This window comes from Nocardioides eburneus (genome assembly GCF_040838215.1).
Lineage (GTDB): Bacteria > Actinomycetota > Actinomycetes > Propionibacteriales > Nocardioidaceae > Nocardioides > Nocardioides eburneus.
In genome coordinates this window covers 1-22,227 of record NZ_JBFPJR010000042.1, presented here as the reverse complement: position 1 = coordinate 22,227, position 22,227 = coordinate 1, and the positions used below count along the sequence as shown (strand labels likewise).

The window sequence follows — 22,227 nt, the reverse complement described above, 5'->3', positions numbered from 1 at the left end:
CGAGGTTCGGCATCAGCTGCAGCCGCTGGTGGAGCCGCAGCCCTCGCAGACGTAGCAGGAGCCGGCGGGCCGCATCTTGGTGCCGCAGGTGAAGCAGAGCGGGCTGTCGACCGCCATGCCGCTGATCTGCTCCAGCAGCTCGGCCGTGGTGTGGGCGACCTTCGGCGCTTCGGCTGCCTCGGCCTTCGGCTCGGCCGGAGCCTCGACGACCTCGGCCTCGACCGGTTCGGCGGCCTTCGCCTCCGCGGCCTCGGCCTTGGGCGCCGGAGCGGGGGCCTCGACGAGTTCGGCCGCGGTGGTGCCGTCCTGCTCGAGCGGCTCGTAGGAACCGGTCTCGAGGTAGCGCTGACGCTCCTCGGCGGAGTAGATGCCGAGAGCGGCCCGCGACTCGAACGGCAGGTAGTCGAGCGCCAGGCGGCGGAAGACGTAGTCGAGGATCGACTGGCTCATCCGCACGTCCGGGTCGTCGGTGAGACCGGCGGGCTCGAAACGCTGGTTGGTGTACTTCGAGACGTAGGTCTCCAGCGGGACGCCGTACTGCAGTCCGATCGAGATCGCGATCGAGAAGGCGTCCATGACGCCGGCCAGGGTCGAGCCCTGCTTGCCGAGCTTGAGGAAGATCTCGCCGAGCGAACCGTCCTCGTGGGCACCGGAGGTCATGTAGCCCTCCGCGCCACCGACCGTGAAGGACGTGGTCCGGGAGACGCGGGACTTGGGCAGACGCTTGCGGGTCGGCGCGTAGACGACCTTCTCCACGACCTTCTCGACGACCTCGGCCGGGGCGGCCGCGGTCGAGGCGTCAGCCGAGACGTTGGCGTCCTTGCCCTTGTTGTCACCCTTGCCGTCGGAGAGCGGCTGACCCACCTTGCAGTTGTCGCGGTAGATCGCGGTCGCCTTGAGGCCGAGCTTCCAGGACTCCATGTAGACGTCCTCGATCTCCTCCACGGTCGCCGACTCCGGCAGGTTGACCGTCTTGGAGATCGCACCGGACAGGAATGGCTGGGTGGCCGCCATCATCCGCACGTGGCCCATCGGCTTGAGCGCGCGGACGCCCATCGCGGTGTCGAAGACCTCGTAGTGCTCGGGCTTGAGGCCCGGGGCGTCGACGACGTGGCCGTTCTCGGCGATGTAGTCGACGATCGCCTCGATCTGCTCGGGCTGGTAGCCCAGCTTCTTGAGCGCACGCGGGATGGTCTGGTTGACGATCTGCAGCGAACCGCCCCCGACGAGCTTCTTGAACTTCACCAGCGAGAAGTCCGGCTCGATGCCGGTGGTGTCGCAGTCCATCATGAAGCCGATCGTCCCGGTCGGGGCGAGCAGCGAGGCCTGCGCGTTGCGGAAGCCGTTGTCCTTGCCGAGCTCGACGACCTGGGCCCAGGCCTTCGTCGCCGCCTCGAGCACGTTGCGGTCCACCGGGTTGATGGAGCGGACGGCGTCGTTCGCCGCCTGGTGCTTGCGCATCACGCGCTGGTGGGCCTCGGCATTGCGCTTGTAGCCGTTGTAAGGACCGACAACCCCGGCGAGCTCGGCGGAGCGCTTGTAGCCGGCGCCGGTCATCAGCGATGTGATCGCCGCCGCCATGGTGCGGCCGCCCTCGCTGTCGTACCCCAGGCCCATCGCCATCAGCAGCGCGCCGAGGTTGGCGTAGCCGATGCCGAGCTGGCGGTAGTCGCGGGTGGTCTGCCCGATCGCCTCCGTCGGGAAGTCGGCGAAGCAGATGGAGATGTCCATCGCGGTGAAGACCAGCTCGCAGGCCTGCTGGAAGCGGACGGCGTCGAAGGTGTCGTCGTCCTTGAGGAACTTCAGCAGGTTGAGGGAGGCAAGGTTGCAGGAGGAGTTGTCGAGCGACATGTACTCCGAGCACGGGTTGGAACCGGTGATCCGCCCGGTCTCGGGGTTGGTGTGCCAGTCGTTGATGGTGTCGTCGTACTGCAGACCCGGGTCCGCGCACTCCCACGCGGCGACGGCGATCTTGTGGAACAGCTCGCGCGCGTCGACCTCCTCGATCACCTCTCCGGTCATGCGGGCGCGCAGGCCGAAGCTCTTCCCCTCCTCGACCGCACGCATGAACTCGTCGGTGACGCGGACGGAGTTGTTGGCGTTCTGGTATTGAACCGAGGCGATGTCGCGACCGCCGAGGTCCATGTCGAAGCCGGCGTCCCGCAGCGCGCGGATCTTGTCCTCCTCGCGCGCCTTGGTCTCGATGAACTCCTCGATGTCGGGGTGGTCGACGTCGAGGACGACCATCTTCGCCGCCCGGCGCGTCGCGCCGCCCGACTTGATGGTGCCGGCCGAGGCGTCGGCGCCGCGCATGAACGACACCGGGCCGGAGGCCGTACCACCGCTGGAGAGGAGCTCCTTGCTCGAGCGGATGCGCGAGAGGTTGAGCCCCGCGCCGGAGCCGCCCTTGAAGATGAAGCCCTCCTCCTTGTACCAGTTCAGGATGGAGTCCATCGAGTCGTCGACCGACAGGATGAAGCAGGCGCTGACCTGCTGCGGGGACTGGGTGCCGACGTTGAACCAGACCGGGGAGTTGAACGCGAAGTACTGGTGGACGAGCAGCCAGGTCAGCTCCTCCTCGAAGACCTTGGCGTCGGCGTCGCTGGCGAAGTAGCCATACTCGCGGCCAGCCTTGGTGTAGGTCTTCACCACGCGGTCGACGATGTCCTTGAGGCTCGTCTCGCGCTGTGGGGTGCCGAGGGCACCGCGGAAGTACTTCGTGGTGACGATCGTCGAGGCGTTGACCGACCAGAAGTCGGGGAACTCGACCCCGCGCTGCTCGAAGACGGTCTCACCGGTCTTCCAGTTGGTCTGGACGACGTCCCGACGCTCCCAGGTGATCTCGTCGTAGGGGTGCACACCCTCGGTGCTGAACACCCGCTCGATCTTGAGCCCACCCCCGGCCAGACCCTCGCCCTTGGCGGGCTGAGTGTCTGCGCCGCTCACCGTCTCGGTCATTGACTTCCCCTTGTCCTGTCCTGGATCGGTTGCCGACTTGAATTGAGGCTTGAAACTAAGGCCCGCTGAAACGTGCCTGCCGCTGGGAAAGAGGTTGGTGAGCCCGGGCAGGCTCGCTTCCCCACGGCCTGCCCGGGCAGTCTGTGATCAGCCGCTGACGGCTGACTCGGTCACGCCCGCGCGCAACGCGCGCTCCGTGCGCAGCATGGCGATCTCGGCGACGAAGTCGTCGGCCGACTCGAACGCGCGGTAGACGCTCGCGAAGCGAAGGTAGGCCACCTCGTCGAGCTCGCGCAGAGGGGCAAGGATAGCCATCCCCACCTCGTGGCTGGGCACCTCGGCATAGCCCGCACTCCGGAGCGTGTCCTCGACGGCCTGCCCCAGACACGCGAGCTGGTCCTCGGTCACCGGGCGGCCCTTGCAGGCCTTCCGCGCGCCGGAGACGGCCTTCTCGCGGCTGAACGGCTCGGTCGCACCCGAGCGCTTCAGCACCGTCAACTGCATGAGCTCGACGGTGGAGAACCGCTTGTCGCACCCCTGGCAGACACGCCGGCGACGGATGGACCCGCCGTCCTCCGCAACGCGGGAGTCGAGGACCTTCGTGTCGTTGTGCCGGCAGTACGGACAGTGCATCTCGATCCCCCTCCTTGACGTCACGGCGCCGGAAATGCCATTCCCGACTGTGGATGGAACGGCATGAGCTGTGGACAACCAGCAGTTGCCTGTGCGCAACCCCGCATCCCTTGTGGAACTAGATGTGGAGAACTACACCGGTGTAACTACTAGATGTAGTGGCTACCGTACGCCGGGCCCGGCGCGGTTCGCAAGAGGGCGTCGACCTCCTCGGCGTGTCGCGCAGGCCGGCCCGGCGTGTCGCGCTCGCGAACGTCGTTCGATGCCCTCTTCGCCCGCTCTGGCCAAGACCGACGACCGTCCGTTCGGCACGACTGTGGACGACGCCGCGGCGCGCCATCGTCCGGAGAACGGCCGCGCTCCGCAGCCGACTCGTGCCGCTTGCACACTCCGCCCCGGGGATCAGCGAGAATGTCGCCGTGGCATCGAGGGGCAGGTCCGCAGGCAAGCGCGCAGGGGCACGACGGGGACCCCGCCAGAGGCATGGGCTCGACCGTCGCGTCCTGCTCCTTGCGGGCGCCATCACCATCGCGATCATCGCGTGGGGCTATCTGGTCTACGCCGCCATCGACTTCGGTGGCGACGCCCGCGACGGCGAGGGCCGCGCCTGGGCCTTCCTCGCCCTCGCCGCCGTCGGCGCCGTCGCCTGCCTCTTCGCCGGTCTCATGCTGCTCGCTCGCCTGGGTCGAGCACTCGGGCTGACCTCCGGCCCAGCGCCCGCATCGCTCCCGCCCGAGACACGGCCATCCGACCCTACGGCGGCCATGCAACCCCAGCCCGCACCCGATGACGACCCCGGGACGCCCGCGCCGACGACTGCACGCCGGCACCGCGCCGACTGACACTCCCCGACGAACGAGGGGTGGGACCGCGCCTCCCGGCGGAGCCCCACCCCTCGTCTTCCCCGTGCCGCCGCCAGCCGGGGTCGAATCGGCTGGCGGCGGTCTACGTCCCGGCGAGCGCCAGCGCCCACCGGGTCAGTTCGGGATCCGGAGGGTCTGGCCGGCGATGAGCATCCCGGAGTCAAGGCCGTTGAGGTCCTTGATCGTCTGCTCCATCGAGCGGATGTCGCCGCCGTCAGCGGCATCGGAGGCGAGGTCCCACAGCGTGTCACCGGTGCCGACCACGACCGTGCGGGTCGAGACGCCCACACCCTTCTCCTGCGAGGCGCCCGAAATGCTCGCCCCGACGAAGCCGACCGCCATCACGGCCAGGAGCGTCACCACGAACACGACCACACGCCCGCGACGGGTGAGCCGCACCGTGGAGCGGCGCGGGGCGGCGTACGGAACGTGGGCGAGGCTGAGGGTGCTCATCGGAAGCTCCTGGGGAAGTCGGGTCCGCTGGGGCGGTTCGACGCGATGTCTACCGGCGGCCACCGACAGTTCTCATCGACCGCTGCTGCGCGGCGACCGCGGGGCCGTTCGACCAGACATTCGATCGAACACATGAGCGAGACTAGATCACCTGTTCGAACAGAAGCAAGGCCTTGCCGAAAAAGCGTTCGAACGGTGGAGGTCGACACGCTTCGAACAGATGTTTGAACTCGCCCGGCCGGCGGTCTACCGTTGAGGCATGACGAAGCCCAAGTCGACCCGAGAGTCGCCGAACGGCGTGCGCGAGCTCCCCGACGGTCCGCCGGACGCCACGGGTCTCACCCCCCGCCAGCAGCGGATCCTGGCCCATCTGCGCGACTGCATCGAGAAGCGTGGATATCCGCCGAGCATGCGGGAGATCGGCTCGGCGGTCGGGCTGACCAGCACCAGCAGCGTCGCCCACCAACTGAAGGTCCTCGAGCAGAAGGGGTTCATCAAGCGCGATCCCCACCGTCCCCGGGCGCTCGAGGTCTTCCTGCCGGAGGTGCTCGCGGCGCGCAAGGCGATCTCCGCGGCCGAGGAGACCCCGTTCGACGAGACGGGCGTCGGAGACTCCCGTCCCGACGCGGCCTACGTCCCGATCGTCGGACGCATCGCGGCCGGCGGGCCGATCCTCGCCGAGCAGCAGGTCGAGGACGTCTTCCCCCTGCCCAAGCAGCTCGTGGGCGACGGGACGCTCTACCTCCTCCACGTCTCGGGCGACTCCATGGTCGACGCGGCGATCTGCGACGGCGACTACGTCGTCGTCCGGCAGCAGCCGACCGCTGAGAACGGCGAGATCGTCGCCGCGATGATCGACGGCGAGGCGACGGTGAAGACCTTCCAGCGCAAGGGCGGCCAGGTCTGGCTGCTCCCCCACAACCCGGCCTACGAGCCGATCGACGGGACCCATGCCACGATCCTCGGCAAGGTCACGGCGGTGCTGCGGAGCCTCTGACGCCCGGTGGCCGGGCTTGTCGCGCCGGTCCCGACGTCCACGTCGGGGCCGGCGCGCGCCCGATCTGAGGCTCCGTACCCCACGAGGGGTATTCCCCGAGTCGGCCGCTGCTCCTCATTGGCTAGGGTGATCCGGATCGACGGAACTTGCGGGGGCAGCGTGCACGACGAGGGCATCACGAGCGGCGACATCGCCGGTCGGTCCGTCGCCGACACCGGGTCGGCGGTGCCAGGCATCACGGTTCAGCCGTCGGTGGAGCACGGCGTCCTGCCGCGCACCCTGTGGCAGCGCCTCGCCGGCGTGCGCGCGGGCATCCGCGAGCTCATCTTCGTCACCGTGCTCTACATCGCCTACACGTCCTCGCGACTGCTCGCGAGCAACAACATGGCGGAGGCCAAGAGTCGGGCCCGGCAAATCCTCAGCATCGAGCGCGCCGTCGACCTCGACTGGGAGCACGGACTCAACCAGTTCTTCGTCCACCACGACCTGATCGGGCTGCTGGGCTGCTACTGGTACTCCACCGCCCACTACATCCTGACCCTCGTCGTGCTCGTCTGGCTCTACGCCCGTGGCCGGCACCGCTATCTGCCGGCACGGCGCGCGCTGGTCGTCGGCACCGTCCTGGCGCTCGCGCTCTACCTCATGCTCCCGACGGCGCCTCCGCGCTTCTTCCCCCACCTCTACGACGACGTGCTCCTGCTCCACTCCGACCAGGGCTGGTGGGGGGCCGACGCGTCGGCGCCGAAGGGGATGGGTCATCTCACCAACGAGCTGGCGGCGTTCCCCTCGCTGCACTGCGGCTGGTCGCTCTGGGTCGCGATCGTCGTCTGGCGCAACGTCCGGAGCTGGGTCGTCCGCCTGCTCGCCGGTCTCTCCGCCGCGGCGACCGCGATCGTCGTGGTCGGCACCGGCAACCACTGGACGCTCGACGTGATCGTGGGATGGATGGTGGTCATCGCGGGTGTCGTGAGTGTCTCGGCGTTCAGCCAGCGGCCTATAGTGCTGGAGGCCGCATCTGCGGACGAGGACCACTCGAAGGGCCGCCGAGTCGGCGAACCGTCGCGGTAGGCGTCCGGATCCGGCCCGACCTGTCGTCGACTGTTTGGTACTCGATGCCTTCCTCTCGCTTCCCCGCCCTGTCCGCCCTCGCCCGCACCACCCTCCTCGCCGTGATCGTCTCGGCCGGCGTGGCCGTCACCGTGCCGGCGTACGCCGGACCCGCGGGCGCCCCGGGCTCAGGGAGCTCGAGCTCGCCCTCCGTGATCGCGGGGCTGACGCTCACCGAGCGGACCACCACCCTCGCCGCGCGCCGGGCGCTCGACCAGGCGGCCGACGTCCTCGCGCCGAAGTCCGCACGCCGGGCGAAGCAGACGCTCGTGCACGGGCGCGACGCGACGATGGCGCTGGCGAACCTCTACGTCCACCGCGACCAGATGTCGGCGAGCGACCAGTCGACGGCGTCGCGCATGCTCGCGCGCCCCACGCCGGGGAAGCGGCTCTGTAGCACCAAGGTGCCGATCTGCATCCACTGGCTGACCAGCGGTGACGACAAGTCCTCCTGGGCCTGGGTCAAGCAGGTCCGCAGCGTGATGGAGAACGTCTACGCGCGCTACCACAAGGCGGGCTACCGCCGGCCGGTCGGCGACGGCGCCGTCGGCGGCAAGAAGAACTACGTCGACATCTACCTGCGCGACGTCTTCGACCAGGGCTACTACGGCTACTGCGCCCCGGACGGGAAGCCGGCGAACGCACCGCAGGGCTCGACGACCGCCAAGGCCTACTGCGTGCTCGACAACGACTACGCCCACCGGCAGTACCCGGAGAACACCCCGCTCCAGAACCTCCAGGTGACCGCTGCCCACGAGTTCTTCCACGCGATCCAGTTCGGGTACGACGCCGGTGAGGACCTCTGGCTCATGGAGGGCACCGCCGTCTGGGCCGAGGACGAGATCTACAGCGCGGTCAACGACAACCTGCAGTACCTCCCCTACGGCCAACTCCGGCGTCCGCGCACCCCGCTCGACAAGCAGACCACATACGGCGTCTACGGCAACTGGATCTTCTTCCGCTACCTCTCTGAGCGGATGCCCCGGAAGGTCGGCGGGATGCCGCTGATCCTGCGCCAGATCTGGCAGCACGCGGACAGCACCAAGGGCAAGAAGAAGAACGACTACTCCATCCAGGCCGTCGCCGACGCGGTCGCCGACCGCGGCAAGCTCTTCCGCACCCTTTATCTCCAGTTCGCCGAGGCCAACCACCACCCCTGGCGGGCCTACCGCGAGGGCCGGGCCAACAAGTACCCGATCGCGCCGATCACGAAGTCGGTGACGATCCGCCCGGCCTCCTCCAGCGCGAACGGGGCCTACACCCTGCAGCACCTCACCTCGGCCTCCACCCGGTTCGTGTCCCACAACGTCCCGGCGGGGCGGAAGCTCCGTGTCCAGGTCCACCTGACGCGTCCGGGCATGCAGGCCGCGATCGTGACGGTCTACCTCAAGTCCGGCGCGCTGAAGAAGTACCCGGTCAAGGTCAACGGCCGCGGGAACGGCAGCGTGGCGGTGCCGTTCGCGACGAAGACCGTGCAGAAGGCCGAGCTCACGCTCGCCAGCGCCGCCCGCTCCTACACCTGCTGGAAGGGCACCGGCATGTCCTGCCACGGCAAGCCGAAGTACGACGCTCTGCGCGACACCTGGAAGGGCACGCTCGTCAAGGGCTGAGCCCGACGCTGGTACGACGGCGGCCCGGTGCCCCCGATCAGGGGCGCTGAGCCGCCGTCGTCCGTCCGGCATCCGCCTTCGCCGCCGCCGCGAGCCGCGCGAGCGCCTGACGGGCGACACCACCGTCCGTGGTCGCCCACATCGGCGGCAGGCTGGCCTTGAGGAACCCGCCGTAGCGCGCGGTCGCGAGCCGCGGGTCGAGGACGGCCACCACGCCGCGGTCGCTGGTGGTGCGGATCAGGCGGCCGGCGCCCTGCGCGAGCAGCAGCGCCGCGTGGGTCGCGGCGACCTGCATGAAGCCGTTGCCGCCGGCCTTGTCGGCGGCCTTCTGGCGCGCCGACATCAGGGGGTCGTCGGGCCGCGGGAACGGGATCCGGTCGATGAGCACGAGCTGGCACGTGTCACCCGGCACGTCGAGCCCCTGCCACAGGCTCAGCGTCCCGAACAGCACCGTGTGGGGGTCGCCGACGAACTGCGCCGCGAGCTCGGGCAGCTGGGCGTCGCCCTGGGCGAGCGTCGTCAGGTGGGGCAGACGCTCGCGCACCGCCTCCGCTGCCGTCTCGGCCGCACGGCGGCTCGAGAAGAGCCCGAGCGCGCGGCCGTCCGCAGCGTCGATCAGCTCGACGATCTCGTCGAGCTGGGCCGCCCCGAGGCCGTCGCGTCCGGGCGGCGGCAGGTGACGGGCGACGTAGAGGATCCCCTGACGGCCGTAGTCGAACGGGCTGCCGACGTCGAGCCCGATCCAGGGCAGGACGTCCTCCGTGCGCTGGGCGTCGGTCCCGGGCTCGACGCGCTCCGCCGCCTTCAGCCCGAGCGACCCCGCCACGGCGCCGAAGTCGCCACCGAGCTTGAGCGTGGCACTGGCGAAGACGACGGTCTTGTCGGTGAGCAGCTTGTCGCGCATCTGCGCCCAGACCTGGAGGGGCGCGACGCAGAGCCGCGGCGGGATCCTCTCGGTGCCCTCCGCGAGCCACAGCACGTCGGCCTCGACATGGGCCGCCATCCGCTCCGCGATCGCGAAGACGTCCTGGACGGTCCCCCGCGCCTGCTGGAGGCCGGCGTCGGGCGCGTCGTCGTCCTTCACCTTGGGGTAGGCCGACAGGCAGGCGCGCGCCGCGTCGCGAACGAGCACCAGAGCGTCACCGAGATCGCTCGGCACGGTCTCGAACCGACCGGGCCTCGTGTCGCCGATCACGGCCCGCAGGGCGTCGGCGGCGTCGGCGAGATCGTCGGCCTCGCCGCCGTCGACGTGGCGCTGGGAGCGGCGCGCGGCGCGCTCGACGTCGGCCGCAGAGAGCTCGTCGGTGGCCGCCTGGGTGACCCGCGCGACCAGCTCGTGGGCCTCGTCGATCACCACGGCGTCGTAGTCGGGGATCATCGGCACGCCCTCGATCGCGTCGATCGCGAGCAGCGAGTGGTTGGTGACGATCAGGTGACTGCGGTGGGCCTTCTCGCGGGCCACCTCGACGAAGCACTCAGCGCCGAACGGACACTTCGACGCGCCCAGGCAGTCGCGGTGGCTGACGCTCACCTGGCGCCACTCCCGGTCGTTGTGGCGGGGCGCGTTGTCCCGCTCGCCCGTGCCACCCTCCTCCGCCTGCTTCTCGGCCCACTCCCTGAGCTCGACGACCTTCGTCGCCATCGGGCCGAGCGGGACGTCGACGAGCGTGCCCTGGTCGTCGGGGACGCCCTCACGGATGCGGTGGAGACAGGCGTAGTTGCTCCGGCCCTTGAGCACGGCGAAGGTGGCGTCGACGCCGGGCCGGTCGCCGACGGCGGCCACCAGCCGCGGGATGTCGCGCTCGACCAGTTGGTGCTGCAGCGCGAGGGTCGCGGTCGCGACCACGACCCGCTTGTCGTGCATCAGCGCCGGCACGAGATAGGCCAGCGACTTGCCCGTGCCGGTCCCGGCCTGGACGAGCAGGTGCTCGTCGTTGGCCAGCGCCTCGGCGACCGCCTCCGCCATCCGCACCTGGCCGTCGCGCCGCTGGCCGCCCAGCGCCTCGACCGCGGCCTCGAGGGCGGTCGTGACGGGCATCTGCTGGACGGTCTCGGAACGCACCGGAGCACCTTAACCGTGGCCACGGACAGTCTCGTCGCGGCTCTCCGGTGGCGGCGACGTGACGGGTCCAGGGCCGGCGCGGCGCGACGCGACGGCGCTACGGACTGACGAGGCGCTACGGACTGACCGCGGGGCGCGTCGGGACGGTGCGCGCGATCCGCTCAGCCACGAGCGTGCCGAACCGACGATGGCCGGACGCGGTCGGATGCAGGCCGTCGGGCATGTAGCGCAGGTCGATGTCGAGGGTGCTCACGTAGGGCACCCCGACCCGGTTGCACAGCCGGTGCAGGAGCCGGTCGACGCGCACCGCCTTCGTGCCGTGGCGCGGCGTGATCGTCGGACCGATCACCACGACGTCGTACGGCGACAGGATGGTCATCAGCTTGTCGAACCCGGCCCGGATGGAGGCGTTGGTGCGGATCACGTCGTTGAGCCCACCTTCGACGACGACGAGGTTGGCGCCCCCCGAGACCGCCGCGGAGGCGCGGTCGGCGAAGGAAACCTCTCCGCACTTGCTCATGTCCTGCTCCGAGAAGCCGCTCCCGGAGAAGCCCGCGACATGGATCTCGCCCGGGAGCGCCGCCGGCCACGACTGCGCCGGGTCGGGCAGGTTGCGCCCGACGGACCAGGAGTCGCCGATGACGACCACCCGCTTCCCCGAGCCCGTCACCATCCGGGCGCGGTCGTCGGCGAGGTGGCGGTAGAGCGCGCACATGCCGTGGATCCGCGCCGCCCGCTCCTCCGGCGACTCGCCGCAGCCGGCGAGCAGGCCACCGAGGAGCGCCACCACGAGGAGGAGTACGCCGACCGGAGCGGCGCGCGCCGCGACCCGGCGCCCGTCGTACGTCCCCCTGTCCACGACGAGCAATGATGACGTGTCCCACCCCGGAATCCCGGATCTTCGGCGGGCGCGTCCCTCACACGGGCGAGGGGAGGGCACTCCTCAGCTCTTCGCGGCCTGCTCGCGAGCGAGCAGCTTGCGGCCGAGCGCCCCCGCCTGGCTCGGCGAGAGCAGGTCGGTCTGCGACTCGACGAGCCGCGCGAGCGAGGGATCGTGGCGGACGACCTCCGAGGACTGCAGCAGGATGGTGCCGGCGCCGGTGAAGTCGTATTGACGCTCCTCCCCCGACGCCCGGCCGACCATGCCCTGGACCGCCGTCGCGAAGGACTGCGCCATCCACGCGGCGTCGTGGTGGACCGACGGGGACGGGACGTCCGCCCAGCCGAGCAGTGCCTCGGGGTCCGCACGGAAGGGCGGCTCCACGAAGATGACCGGGCCGTTGGACGAGGCCAGGAAGGTGCCGGAGCCGATGAGGGTCACGAACCCGGGCACGATCGACTGCTTGAGCTCGAGCGTCGGCTCGAACGCGAGCAGGTTGTTGGCCTTGATGACCAGGTTGCCGTCCTCGAGCGTGTAGGAGTTGATGTCGAACCCGCGGTCGCCGAGGACGAGCTTGCCGTGGCCCTCCGCGATCACCCAGTCATGGATGTAGACCGGCGAGGAGAAGCGCGCCGCCACCCAGGCCTGCTGGGAGGCGAAGGCGGTGACCGCCTCGAAGCGGATGTCGCCGTAGTAGGCGATCATCGCCCCCTTGGTGATGAACCACTGCCCGTCGAGGTCGACGCTGAACGCGTAGGGGTTGATGTTGTCGTTGGCCGGCAGCGTGTGCGGACCGAAGGTCGTCGGTGACGTGGTCGAGGACTCCATCGGGGCTCCTTCTCAGAACTTCTTCTCGGAGGCCTGGACGTAGACCGTCCCGTGGCCGGACACGTGCAGCTGGAACGCCTCGCCCGAGCCTCGTCCGACGGCGTCGCGCCAGCCGACCTTCGCGGACAGCTCGACCTGGAGCGCACCGACGTGGCCGACGTAGGCCTGCGGGTCGACGCCGACGGTCTCGCCGTCGATCGGCATCGCGAACGTGCCACCGTGGGAGAGCAACGCCACCGGGCCGGTGCCGTGGAGCCGGGTGGTGAACAGCCCCTGACCCGTCACAGCACCGCGCACAGCGGCCCGGACGCCGCCCTGGCCGATGAACTCGACGGAGGACTGCAGGTGCGCCGAGTGGACCAGCAGCCGGTCGGCCTCGCAGGTGAGCGAGGCGCTGCCGTCGAGCTGGAGCACCGTGACGTGGAGGCCGCGGTAGCCGTAGAGGACCGAGCCCTCGCCCTCGGTCGCCATCATGGGGTTGGACTCCCCCGACATCGCCGCGCCCACGACGCCGCCGACGCCGTGCCCCTGCCCGAAGACCGGCCGGAACGTCACCTGTCCGCTGTAGCCGAGCATCGCTCCGCGCCGCGCCAGCACCGGTTGGGCGGGCGAGACCGGGACGCGGACGACCTTGCTGTTGACCTGCTCGAACGAGCCGGTCGTGCCCATGCTGCTCATCGGCGTGCTCACCTCTCCGCCGGCTGGATGAAGACGACGCCCTGGCCCTCGAAGCGCAGGGAGAAGGGCTCCCCGGAGCCCTCCCCGACGAAGGTCTTCCACGAGACGCCCGAGACGAGGTTCATCTGGAGCTGGCCGCGGCTGGCGACGTACGCGTCCGGGTCGACGACCAACGGAACGCCCGGCCCGACCTCCAGGCCGATCAGCGGCCCGTCGCTGAGCAGCGCCACCTGGCCGTGCCCGGTCACCGTGGTCGTCGCCAAGCCCTGACCGGTGGTCATGCCCCGTAGACCGGTGAACCTCACGTCGAGGCGCAGCCCGTCGGTGACCGCAAGGATCGACTCCGACTCGACCTGCAGCGTGTCGCCGGGCAGGTCGACCAGCGTGACGTCGAGGGCGTCCTGGGCGAGCGTCACGCGGCCCGCGCCGGTGCACTCCATGAGCGCGATCGACTCACCGGCGACGCGCTGCTTCAGCGCCGCCTTCAGCCCTCCGCCGCCACCCATCCCGGCATGCTTGAAGTCGACCTTCCCGGTGTAGGCGACCATCGAGCCTTGCGCCGCTCTGATGGTCTCGCCCTGCAGGTCCACGTGGAGGACCCTCTTCTCCGCTGTCAGCGTCGGCACGCGCGCTCCTTCTCTCTGGGGGCGCGAGGCACCTTCCCACGGCGGAGCGGCACTAAACCCGGCGGAGGCAACCGGGCTGGAGGGGTCGAGGGTCAGACCGCCGCGATGGCGTACGGCGCCAGCTCACCCGCCAGGTCGGCGTTGGCGCGTCCACGGACGACCGTGCCGTCGCCGGTGTGCTCGAGGCTGTCGATCTCGCCGTGCTGGTGCAGCCGGTTGACCAGGTCGCCCCTGCTGTAGGGCAGCAGCGCATGGAACTCGACCGAGGGCCGCGGCAGGTCGGCCTCGACCGCGGCGAGCGCCTCCGCGATGCCCTCGCCGGTCTTCGCGGAGACCACCACGCTGTGCGGCTCACGGCGCTGCAGCCGCTGCAGCGCCACGGGGTCGGCGAGGTCCGCCTTGTTGATCACGACCAGCTCGGGCACGTCCCCGGCGCCGATCTCGGCGAACACCTCGCGCACGGCGCTGATCTGGCCCTCGGGGTCGGGGTGGGAGCCGTCGACGACGTGGAGCACGAGGTCGGCGTCGGCCACCTCCTCCAGGGTCGAGCGGAACGCCTCGACGAGCTGGTGGGGCAGGTGACGCACGAAGCCGACCGTGTCCGACATGGTGTAGACGCGGCCGTCAGCCGTCGTCGTACGCCGCGTGGTGGGGTCGAGCGTGGCGAAGAGCGCGTCCTCGACCAGCACGCCGGCGTCGGTGAGCCGGTTGAGCAAACTCGACTTGCCGGCGTTGGTGTAGCCCGCGATCGCGACCGCCGGGATCTGGTGGCGACGACGCCCGGCCCGCTTGGTGTCGCGGGTGGACTTCATCTCCTTGAGCTCGCGGTTGAGCTTCGCGATCTTGGTGTTGATCCGGCGCCGGTCGGTCTCGATCTTGGTCTCACCAGGACCACGGCCGCCGATGCCGGCCCCGCCGGCGACCCGGCCACCGGCCTGGCGGGAGAGGTTGCCACCCCAGCCGCGCAGGCGCTGCTTCATGTAGTTGAGCTGCGCGAGCTCGACCTGGGCCTGGCCCTCCTTGGACTTGGCGTGCTGGGCGAAGATGTCGAGGATGAGCGCGGTCCGGTCGACGACCTTGACCTTGAGCCGGTCCTCCAGGTTGCGCAGCTGGCTCGGCGCCAGCTCACCGTCGGCGATGACGGTGTCGGCCCCGGTGACCTGCACGATCTCGCGGATCGCCTCGACCTTGCCGCGGCCGATGTAGGTCGCCGGGTCGGGGGCCTGACGGCGCTGGTAGATCGCCTCCAGCACCTCCGAGCCGGCGGTCTCGGCGAGCAGCGCCAGCTCGGCCATGGAGTTCTCGGCGTCCTGCTGGGTCCCGCCCGTCCAGACGCCGACGAGCACGACACGCTCGAGCCGGAGCTGGCGGTACTCGACCTCGGTGATGTCCTCGAGCTCGGTCCGCAGGGTCGCGATGCGGCGCAGGGCGTGGCGCTCCGCGAGCTCCATCGCCCCGACGGTGGGGTCCTCGTCCTCGGGGTCGGCCTCGTCGGCGTACCCCGACTCGAAGCCGTCCGCCGGCTCCGTGCTGTCGTCCGCGGCGTCGTCCCAGCCGCGGGTCGCGTCGAGGGCCTGGCTCAGGTCGTCCTCGACGGAGAAGTCATGTGAGTTCGTCATACGCCTTCAAGCGTACGGCGCCACCCCAGCGCGCGTCTCTTCGTTAACGACTCCCCCACGCCCCACCCGGGCAGAACGACCGATTCGAACTACTTGGGAGGCATCCGGATACCGCCGTCGACGCGGACGGTCTCGCCGTTCATGTAGTCGTTGGTGAGCAGCTCGAGCACCATCGACGCGAGCTCGGCGGGCGCGCCGAGGCGCTTGGGGAAGAGGACGTTCTTGCCGAGGTTGGCCTTGAACTCCTCCGGGTCGGGCACGAACTCATAGATCGGGGTGTCGATGAGACCCGGCGCGACCGTGTTGACCCGGATGCCGGCGGCGGAGAGGTCGCGCGCGAGCGGGAGGGTGAGGCCGACGATCCCGCCCTTGGAGGCGGAGTACGCCGCCTGGCCGATCTGGCCGTCGAAGGCGGCGACGCTCGCCAGGTTGACGATCGCACCGCGCTGGCCGTTGGCGTCCGGCTCGTTGCGGCTCATCACCGTGGCGGCCTGGCGTACGACGTCGAACGTTCCGATCAGGTTGATGTCGATGACCTTGCGGAAGCCGTCGATCGGGAACGCCGACTCGATCTGGCCGTCACGACCGATCGTGCGGATCGCCGAGCCGATGCCGGCCGAGTTGACCGCGGCCTTGAGCGGCGCGAGGGAGGCGGCCTGCTCGACGGCGGCGGTGATCTGCTCGGTCCTGGTCACGTCGACCTGCGCGAAGACACCCTTGACCTCCTCGGCCAGGGCCTCGCCCTTGTCGGCCTGCAGGTCGGCGATGATCACGGTCGCGCCACGCTCGGCGAGCTGGCGCACGCACGCCGCTCCGATCCCGCTGGCGCCGCCGGTGACGATGGCGGTGGTGTTGGTCAGCTCCATGCGCCGGATCCTAGCCCGGGCGATCGGCGGCCACCGGCATGGCCCTACCGGCCGGTAACCCGCGAGTCGGGGTCCCGGTCCCCCGAGCCGGGGTCAGAGCTGGGTCTCGCCCTCCGCCACCAGCACCGCGGGGCCCGTCAGGAGCACGCGGTCGTCGGTGGTCCAGGTCACCGCGAGGACGCCGCCGGGCACGTCGACGCGGTAGGTGACGTCCTGTCCCGTGATCGCCGGGGTGTCCGCCGCCGCCTCGGCTGCGGCGACCATCGCCGCGCAGGCCCCCGTGCCGCACGAGCGTGTCTCGCCGCTGCCGCGCTCGTGGACGCGCATCGCCACATGACGCTCGCCCCGGGTGACCACGAACTCGACGTTGACGCCGTCGGGGTACTCATCCTCGTCGTGCACCGGCGGGTCGACCAGCGGACCGACCGGACCATGAGGGTCGAGGTCGTCGACGAAGGCGACTGCGTGCGGGTTGCCCATGTCGACATGCGTCGCCTGCCAGAAGTGGTGCTCGATGGTCACCTGGCTGGCGCCGAGCACCTTCGGCTGCCCCATGTCAGCGGTGAAGACGGCCATGGGGCCGGTCCCGTCGACGGTGACGGTCTTGAGCCCGGCCCGCGTCGCGATCGGCACCGGCGAGGTCGCCAGGCCCGCCTCGAGGAGGAAGCGGGCGAAGACACGGACACCGTTGCCGCACATCTCGGAGACCGAGCCGTCGGCGTTGCGGTAGTCCATGAACCACTCCGCCTCGCCTGCCTGCTCGGGGGCGTAGGCGATCGTCCGGACGACCCGGAGGACGCCGTCGGCGCCGATGCCGGCGCGGCGGTCGCACAGCGCCCGGACCCGCTCGGGGGCGAGGTCGCCGTGGACCGTGCCGTCGGGGTCGAGCAGGACGACGAAGTCGTTCTCGGTGCCGTGGCCCTTGAGGAACGGGTAGGAGGTCGGGCCGGCCATCAGTAGAGCCCCTCGGCGTAGGTCTCGCCGTAGTAGCTCTCGAGCTCCTCCTGGCTGCGCGGGTCCTTCTCCGCCTCCTTGGCGATGACGGCCCGCCGCGGCACTCGAGCCTCCGGCGCCCAGGTCTCGGGCCGCCACAGCCCCGAGCGCAGGAACGCCTTGGCGCAGTGGAAGAAGATCTCCTCGATCTCGACGACCAGCGCGAGCAGCGGCCGGTGACCCTTGACCACCATGTCGTCGAAGAACGGCGCGTCGGAGACGAGCCGGGCACGTCCGTTGATCCGCAACGTGTCACCACGGCCCGGGATGAGGAAGTTCAGCCCGACATGCGGGTTGACCAGGATGTTGCGGTAGCCGTCGACCCTCCGGTTGCCCGGGCGCTCCGCGAGCGCGATCGTGGTGTCGTCGATGACGTGGACCAGCCGGCCCGCGGGGTCACCTTTCGGCGACGCGTCGCAGCGACCCTCGGCGTCAGCGGTGGCCAGGACACAGAACGGGCTGGCCGCGAGCCACTGCCGGTCGACGTCGATCAGCGCCGGGCGGGCCTTGTTGGCCACCCGCTCGTTGGGCAGCCCCACGAGCGCCACCAGATCGTCGAGGTCAAAGATCTCGGTCCACGTCGTCGTCACCCCGCAAGCGTACGGCGTCGACCGCTCACCGCCCCGGCCTGACCACGAGCGCCGACCCGCCGCCACGCCGGACGGGCTCGGCCGCGACCGTGAGCTGCCCGCGGGCGTCGAGCTCGATCCCGGTGGCGGCCCCGATCTCGGCGGCGCTCGACCCCGGCGGTCCGGGCACGGCGAAGCGGTGGCCGTAGCCGGCGAGCGCGTCGCCGTACTCATCGATGAAGGACTGCTCGGCCGTCGCCGTCGCGGTGTTCTGGTCGGAGGCGCGCGGCGCGGCGATGGCCTCCGGCAGCGTCATGCCACGGTCGATGCGGTCGAAGAGGATCTGCAGCACCGTCGTGATGATCGTGGCGCCGCCGGGTGAGCCGACCGCGAGCCACGGGCTGCCGCCTTGAAGCACGATCGTCGGGGAGATCGAGCTGCGCGGGCGCTTGCCAGGCTCGATCCGGTTGGGGTCCGCAGGGTCGTAGACCGCGCTGAAGTCGGTCAGCTCGTTGTTGAGCAGGAACCCACGCCCGGGGACCACGATCCCGGAGCCACCGGTCTGCTCGATGGTCAGCGTGTATTCGACGACGTTGCCCCACTTGTCGGCGACCGTCATGTTGGTGGTCTCGACGTTCTCCGTGTCGGGTCGCTGGGAGGCGGCCGTCGTCGTGGAGCCCTCGCACCGACCGTCGTACGACGCCACGTCGCCTGCCGGCACCGGCCGGCTCATCGCGGTGGTCGGTGAGATGGCGCAGGACCGCTCGGCGGCGTACCGCTTGGAGAGGAGGTCCTTCAGCGGCACGTGGACGTAGGCCGGGTCGCCGTCGTACGCATTGCGGTCGGCGTAGGCCAAGGCGCTCGCCTCGAGGTAGTGGTGGAGCGCGTCGGCGGCGCTCATGCCACGCAGGTCATAACGTCCCAGGATGTTGAGCGCCTCCCCCACGGTCGCGCCTCCCGAGGACGACGGCGCGATGCCGTAGACGTCACGACCGCGGTAGCGCACGTGCGTCGGCGCCCGGTCGACCGTGGCGTAACCGGCGAGGTCCCGGCGCGTCATCACGCCGGGCGGCACGGGCAGATCGGTGTCAGAGGTCTTCGGCGGGTGCTGGACGGCGCGGATGATCTCGCCGGACAACGGGCCGTCGTAGAGCGCCTTGATCCCCCGCCGGGCGATCAGGTCGTAGGTCCGCGCGAGCGCCGGGTTTCGGAAGCGGCTGCCGACCGCCGGCGCGTGGCCGCCGGGGAGGAAGAGCCGCTTCGTCGAGGTGAAGGCCTTGAACCGGGCGGCGTTGTCCTCGGTCTGCTGGTGGAACGTCTTGTCGACGACGAAACCGCGACGCGCGAGCGCGGCCGCGGGGCGCAGCTCCCGCGCCAGCGACCGTGTCCCCCACCGCCGGAGCGCACGCTGCCAGGTCGCCAGCGACCCGGGCACGCCGACCGAGATCCCGCTCGTCACACGCTGCGGAGTGAACGGATAGGGCTGGCCGGTGCTCGGGTCGATGAAGGCGTCGTGCGGCATCGCGGCGGGTGCGGTCTCCCGGCCGTCGATCGTGCCGACCTTGCCCGTGCGGGCGTTGTAGTAGACGAAGTAGCCGCCGCCTCCGATGCCGCTGCTGTAGGGCTCGGTGACGCCGAGCGCCGCCGCGGCCGCGACCGCCGCGTCGGCGGCGTTGCCGCCCCGCCTGAGTACCTGCAGCCCGACCCGGCTGGCGTCGGCGTCGACGGTCGCGATGCCGCCGCCGTAGCCGACCATCGTCGCCTGCTTGGTCGGCGGCGAGGCGTGAGGGACCCCCGCCGAGTGCCGCGCCGGCGGCACGCCGCTCGCCCGAGCCGGGCCCGAGACGGGCGCGACGGAGAGCGCGGTGGTGGTGAGCGCGGCCGCGGCGAGGGCGGCAGGGACGCGACGGTGCATGTCACTCCTCCCGAGAGAGACGGACCTTGCCCCCGGTGTCCCGGCCGACGCCCTGCCAAACGTCGCTCAGCGCCCGGCGACGGCTCCGGGCGGGCCGAGCCGGGCGACCGCGGCCAGCGCGCGATCCACCCGGTCGGGGGCGTCGAAGGGCACCCACACGATGCGCGGGTCCTTGCGGAACCACGCGTCCTGCCGACGCGCGAAGCGACGGGTCGCGGCGGTGGTGCGCTCGCGCGCCTCGGTCTCGCTCAGCTCGCCGGCCAGGTGGGCGGCCACCTCCCGGTAGCCGATCGCCATGCTCGCCGTACGCCCCTCCGCGAGGCCCTCCTCCAGCAGCCGCGCCACCTCGGCGACGAACCCCTGGGCGAACATCTCCTCCACCCGCTGCGCGATCCGGGCGTCGAGGGTCGGCCGGTCGATGTCGACGCCGATCTGCACGGTGGCCGGGTCGGCGTACTCCAGGGTCGGCAGGCTCGCGCTGAACGGCTTCCCGGTCAGCTCGATGACCTCGAGCGCGCGGACCGTACGCCGGCCGTTCTCGACCAGGATCCTGTCGGCCGCCTCCGGATCGAGGGCACGGAGCCGGTCGTGGAGCGCCTTCTCCCCCACCTCGGCGAGCTCCTCCTCGAGCCGCGCGCGTACGGCGGGGTCGGTCCCGGGGAACTCGAACCGGTCGAGGATCGCCCGCGTGTAGAGCGCGCTGCCGCCGACCAGGACCGGCGGCCGGCCCTCGGCGCGCAGGCCCGCGATGACGCGACGGGCCCACTGCTGGAACTCCGCGACCGTCGCCGGCTCGGTGACGGCGAGCAGGTCGAGGAGGTGGTGCGGGATCCCGCGCCGCTCGGCGGGCGGCAGCTTGGCCGTCCCGATGTCCATGCCGCGGTAGACCTGCATCGCGTCGGTGTTGACGATCTCGCCGCCGAGCGCCTCGGCGAGATCGAGGGAGAGGGACGTCTTCCCGGCGGCCGTCGCACCCACCACGGCGACGATCGGGACCTCCCGTGGGCCTCCCGGTCTCGGGCTGTCGGCGGCGGCAGTCATATGACTAGTGTGGCGGCGCCCGGTTCCCTCGGCGGGAGCGGCCCGAGAGCCGCTCATGGGGGACGCGCCGTGACGAACGTTCAGCGAACTCACAGCCACAGCCGTGGCGCGCACACCGCCGTCCTGCCTAAGGTGTCGAACGGTCGCGGCCCGCTCGGGGCCGTCTCACGCATGGGGGGAAACGAACATGGGCTTCCTTGACGACGCCATCGACAAGGCCAAGGACCTCGCCGAGGACCACCCGGACCAGGTGTCCGCGGGGCTGGACAAGGCGGAGGGCCTGATCAACGAGAAGACCGGCGGCAAGTTCGAGGATCAGCTCGACGGCGGCGTCGAGAAGGCGAAGGACGCGCTCGGCATCGACGAGTGACCTGCCGCTGAGGGTGGCGGTGGCTGGCTGTCACCAGATGACAGCCAGCCACCGCCATCTCGTTTTCCACAGCCCTCGGTGACGGCGGGTTGGGGCCCGGCGAGGCCGGGCAGGGTCCACGCATGACCGAGCCGCTCCCATCGCTGCCTCCGTTCGCCACCCGGACGAGCCTCGCCGAGGCGCTCGACCTCCAGGTCGGCGTGATCTCCCGCAGGCAGGCTCTCATCGCGGGCGAGAGCGACAACGACCTGCGTCGCCGTCTGCGCCGCCGGGAGTGGGCCTCGGTCCACCCCGGCGTCTACGTCACGCACACCGGCCCACTCACCTGGCTGCAACGAGCCTGGGCCGCGGTGCTCTACGCCGAGCCGGCCGCCCTGACCCATGGGTCGGCGCTCCGTGCCGACGACGGCCCGGGCCGCCGCGGTAGTGACGAGGGGCCGATCCACATCGCCGTGCACCGCGACCGCGTGCTGCGCGCTCCGGCCGGCACGGTGATCCACCGGCTGGCCGACCTCGAAGCGAAGGTCCGATGGAACGCCAGCCCGCCCCGCGTCCGGGTGGAACACGCCGCGATCGACGTCGCGGCCGAGGCCACCGACGAGCTGAGCGCGATCGCCACGCTGGCCGACGCGGTCCGCTCACGGCGTACGACGGCGACGCGGTTGCTCGAGGCGCTCGACTCCCGCAGCCGCATCTCGCGCCGGCGCCTGCCCACAGCGGTGCTTGCCGACGTGACCGACGGGGTCTGCTCGACACTGGAGCGGGAGTACCTCGCCGCTGTCGAGCGCGCGCACGGCCTGCCGACCGGCGACCGTCAGGTGCGCGAGTCGGCCAAGGGCACGCTCTACCGTGACGTCGTCTACACCGCCTTCGGCATCATCGTGGAGCTCGACGGGCGGCTCTTCCACGAGCGGACGCTCGACCGGGACCGCGACCTGGAACGCGACCTCGACGCCGCCCTCGGCCACCGCGACACCGTGCGGCTCGGATGGGGGCAGGTCCACGTCCGCCCGTGCGTCACCGCGGCGAAGATCGGGCGGCTGCTGCAACAACACGGCTGGCAGGGCGCGCCGCGTCGGTGCCCGCGCTGCCGGCCGCTTCCCGCAGACCGCGGCGACGATGGCGGTGGCTGGCAGTCACCGGGTGACTGCCAGCCACC

Annotated in this window: 20 protein-coding genes; 6 read left to right on the top strand and 14 right to left on the bottom strand. The window is 71.0% G+C overall.

Annotation, left to right across the window (positions count from 1 at the left end; genetic code table 11):
• Positions 1-12: 12 nt before the first annotated feature.
• Both AB3X52_RS17470 and nrdR read right to left on the bottom strand, forming a co-directional pair.
• A complete protein-coding gene (locus AB3X52_RS17470) occupies positions 13-2,958 on the bottom strand; it encodes a vitamin B12-dependent ribonucleotide reductase (RefSeq protein WP_367995376.1) in 2,946 nt (981 codons plus the stop codon).
• Between the two features lie 147 nt (positions 2,959-3,105).
• Positions 3,106-3,591 (bottom strand): transcriptional regulator NrdR, encoded by a 486-nt coding sequence (nrdR, locus tag AB3X52_RS17465; protein ID WP_367995375.1) that lies wholly within the window; start codon positions 3,589-3,591, stop codon positions 3,106-3,108.
• Between the two features lie 419 nt (positions 3,592-4,010).
• Here nrdR and AB3X52_RS17460 point away from each other — a divergent pair, with 419 nt between their 5' ends.
• The gene (locus AB3X52_RS17460; protein WP_367995374.1) at positions 4,011-4,433 is read left to right on the top strand and encodes a hypothetical protein; all 423 of its coding nucleotides are present in this window, start codon (positions 4,011-4,013) and stop codon (positions 4,431-4,433) included.
• Positions 4,434-4,568: 135 nt separating this feature from the next.
• Here the strand turns inward: AB3X52_RS17460 and AB3X52_RS17455 are convergent, their stop codons facing one another.
• Complete coding sequence (locus tag AB3X52_RS17455; protein WP_367995373.1) at positions 4,569-4,907, bottom strand: LysM peptidoglycan-binding domain-containing protein; 339 nt, start codon at positions 4,905-4,907, stop codon at positions 4,569-4,571.
• Between the two features lie 259 nt (positions 4,908-5,166).
• Here AB3X52_RS17455 and lexA point away from each other — a divergent pair, with 259 nt between their 5' ends.
• The 3 genes from lexA to AB3X52_RS17440 all read left to right on the top strand — a co-directional run bounded on the left by lexA (position 5,167) and on the right by AB3X52_RS17440 (position 8,621).
• Entirely contained in the window at positions 5,167-5,904 is a 738-nt protein-coding gene (gene lexA / locus AB3X52_RS17450; RefSeq protein WP_367995372.1) for a transcriptional repressor LexA, read from the top strand.
• A gap of 159 nt (positions 5,905-6,063) precedes the next feature.
• Positions 6,064-6,972 (top strand): phosphatase PAP2 family protein, encoded by a 909-nt coding sequence (locus tag AB3X52_RS17445; RefSeq protein WP_367995371.1) that lies wholly within the window; start codon positions 6,064-6,066, stop codon positions 6,970-6,972.
• A 44-nt stretch (positions 6,973-7,016) separates the two neighbouring features.
• On the top strand, positions 7,017-8,621 hold the full coding sequence (locus AB3X52_RS17440) for an MXAN_6640 family putative metalloprotease (protein ID WP_367995370.1): 1,605 nt from the start codon (positions 7,017-7,019) through the stop codon (positions 8,619-8,621).
• Between the two features lie 37 nt (positions 8,622-8,658).
• On the opposite strand, the gene AB3X52_RS17435 is transcribed toward AB3X52_RS17440, so the two are convergent.
• The 11 genes from AB3X52_RS17435 to miaA form a co-directional block, all read right to left on the bottom strand.
• A complete protein-coding gene (locus tag AB3X52_RS17435; RefSeq protein ID WP_367995383.1) occupies positions 8,659-10,659 on the bottom strand; it encodes an ATP-dependent DNA helicase in 2,001 nt (666 codons plus the stop codon).
• A gap of 139 nt (positions 10,660-10,798) precedes the next feature.
• Positions 10,799-11,542 (bottom strand): SGNH/GDSL hydrolase family protein, encoded by a 744-nt coding sequence (locus tag AB3X52_RS17430; RefSeq protein WP_367995369.1) that lies wholly within the window; start codon positions 11,540-11,542, stop codon positions 10,799-10,801.
• 84 nt (positions 11,543-11,626) lie between these two features.
• Positions 11,627-12,391, bottom strand: coding sequence for an AIM24 family protein (locus AB3X52_RS17425; protein ID WP_367995368.1), 765 nt, complete (start codon positions 12,389-12,391; stop codon positions 11,627-11,629).
• Between the two features lie 12 nt (positions 12,392-12,403).
• Complete coding sequence (locus AB3X52_RS17420) at positions 12,404-13,069, bottom strand: AIM24 family protein (protein WP_367995367.1); 666 nt, start codon at positions 13,067-13,069, stop codon at positions 12,404-12,406.
• An 8-nt stretch (positions 13,070-13,077) separates the two neighbouring features.
• Positions 13,078-13,695: an AIM24 family protein gene (locus AB3X52_RS17415; protein ID WP_367995366.1), complete on the bottom strand. Its 618-nt coding sequence runs from the start codon at positions 13,693-13,695 to the stop codon at positions 13,078-13,080.
• 92 nt (positions 13,696-13,787) lie between these two features.
• Positions 13,788-15,314: a GTPase HflX gene (hflX, locus tag AB3X52_RS17410; protein ID WP_367995365.1), complete on the bottom strand. Its 1,527-nt coding sequence runs from the start codon at positions 15,312-15,314 to the stop codon at positions 13,788-13,790.
• A gap of 89 nt (positions 15,315-15,403) precedes the next feature.
• Positions 15,404-16,180, bottom strand: coding sequence for an SDR family oxidoreductase (locus AB3X52_RS17405; protein WP_367995364.1), 777 nt, complete (start codon positions 16,178-16,180; stop codon positions 15,404-15,406).
• A gap of 93 nt (positions 16,181-16,273) precedes the next feature.
• Complete coding sequence (gene dapF / locus AB3X52_RS17400; RefSeq protein ID WP_367995363.1) at positions 16,274-17,134, bottom strand: diaminopimelate epimerase; 861 nt, start codon at positions 17,132-17,134, stop codon at positions 16,274-16,276.
• The gene (locus AB3X52_RS17395) at positions 17,134-17,763 is read right to left on the bottom strand and encodes a pyridoxamine 5'-phosphate oxidase family protein (protein ID WP_367995362.1); all 630 of its coding nucleotides are present in this window, start codon (positions 17,761-17,763) and stop codon (positions 17,134-17,136) included. The genes dapF and AB3X52_RS17395 overlap by 1 nt, the downstream gene beginning before the upstream one ends.
• Before the next feature lie 25 nt (positions 17,764-17,788).
• On the bottom strand, positions 17,789-19,657 hold the full coding sequence (gene ggt / locus AB3X52_RS17390) for a gamma-glutamyltransferase (protein ID WP_367995361.1): 1,869 nt from the start codon (positions 19,655-19,657) through the stop codon (positions 17,789-17,791).
• Positions 19,658-19,723: 66 nt separating this feature from the next.
• The gene (miaA, locus tag AB3X52_RS17385) at positions 19,724-20,698 is read right to left on the bottom strand and encodes a tRNA (adenosine(37)-N6)-dimethylallyltransferase MiaA (protein ID WP_367995360.1); all 975 of its coding nucleotides are present in this window, start codon (positions 20,696-20,698) and stop codon (positions 19,724-19,726) included.
• A 187-nt stretch (positions 20,699-20,885) separates the two neighbouring features.
• On the opposite strand from miaA, the gene AB3X52_RS17380 reads away from it, so the two are divergent.
• Together AB3X52_RS17380 and AB3X52_RS17375 are read left to right on the top strand one after the other, a co-directional pair.
• Positions 20,886-21,068: an antitoxin gene (locus AB3X52_RS17380; RefSeq protein ID WP_367995359.1), complete on the top strand. Its 183-nt coding sequence runs from the start codon at positions 20,886-20,888 to the stop codon at positions 21,066-21,068.
• A 122-nt stretch (positions 21,069-21,190) separates the two neighbouring features.
• Positions 21,191-22,227, top strand: a 1,037-nt coding sequence (locus AB3X52_RS17375; RefSeq protein WP_367995358.1) for a hypothetical protein, incomplete at its 3' end; no start/stop codon positions are given.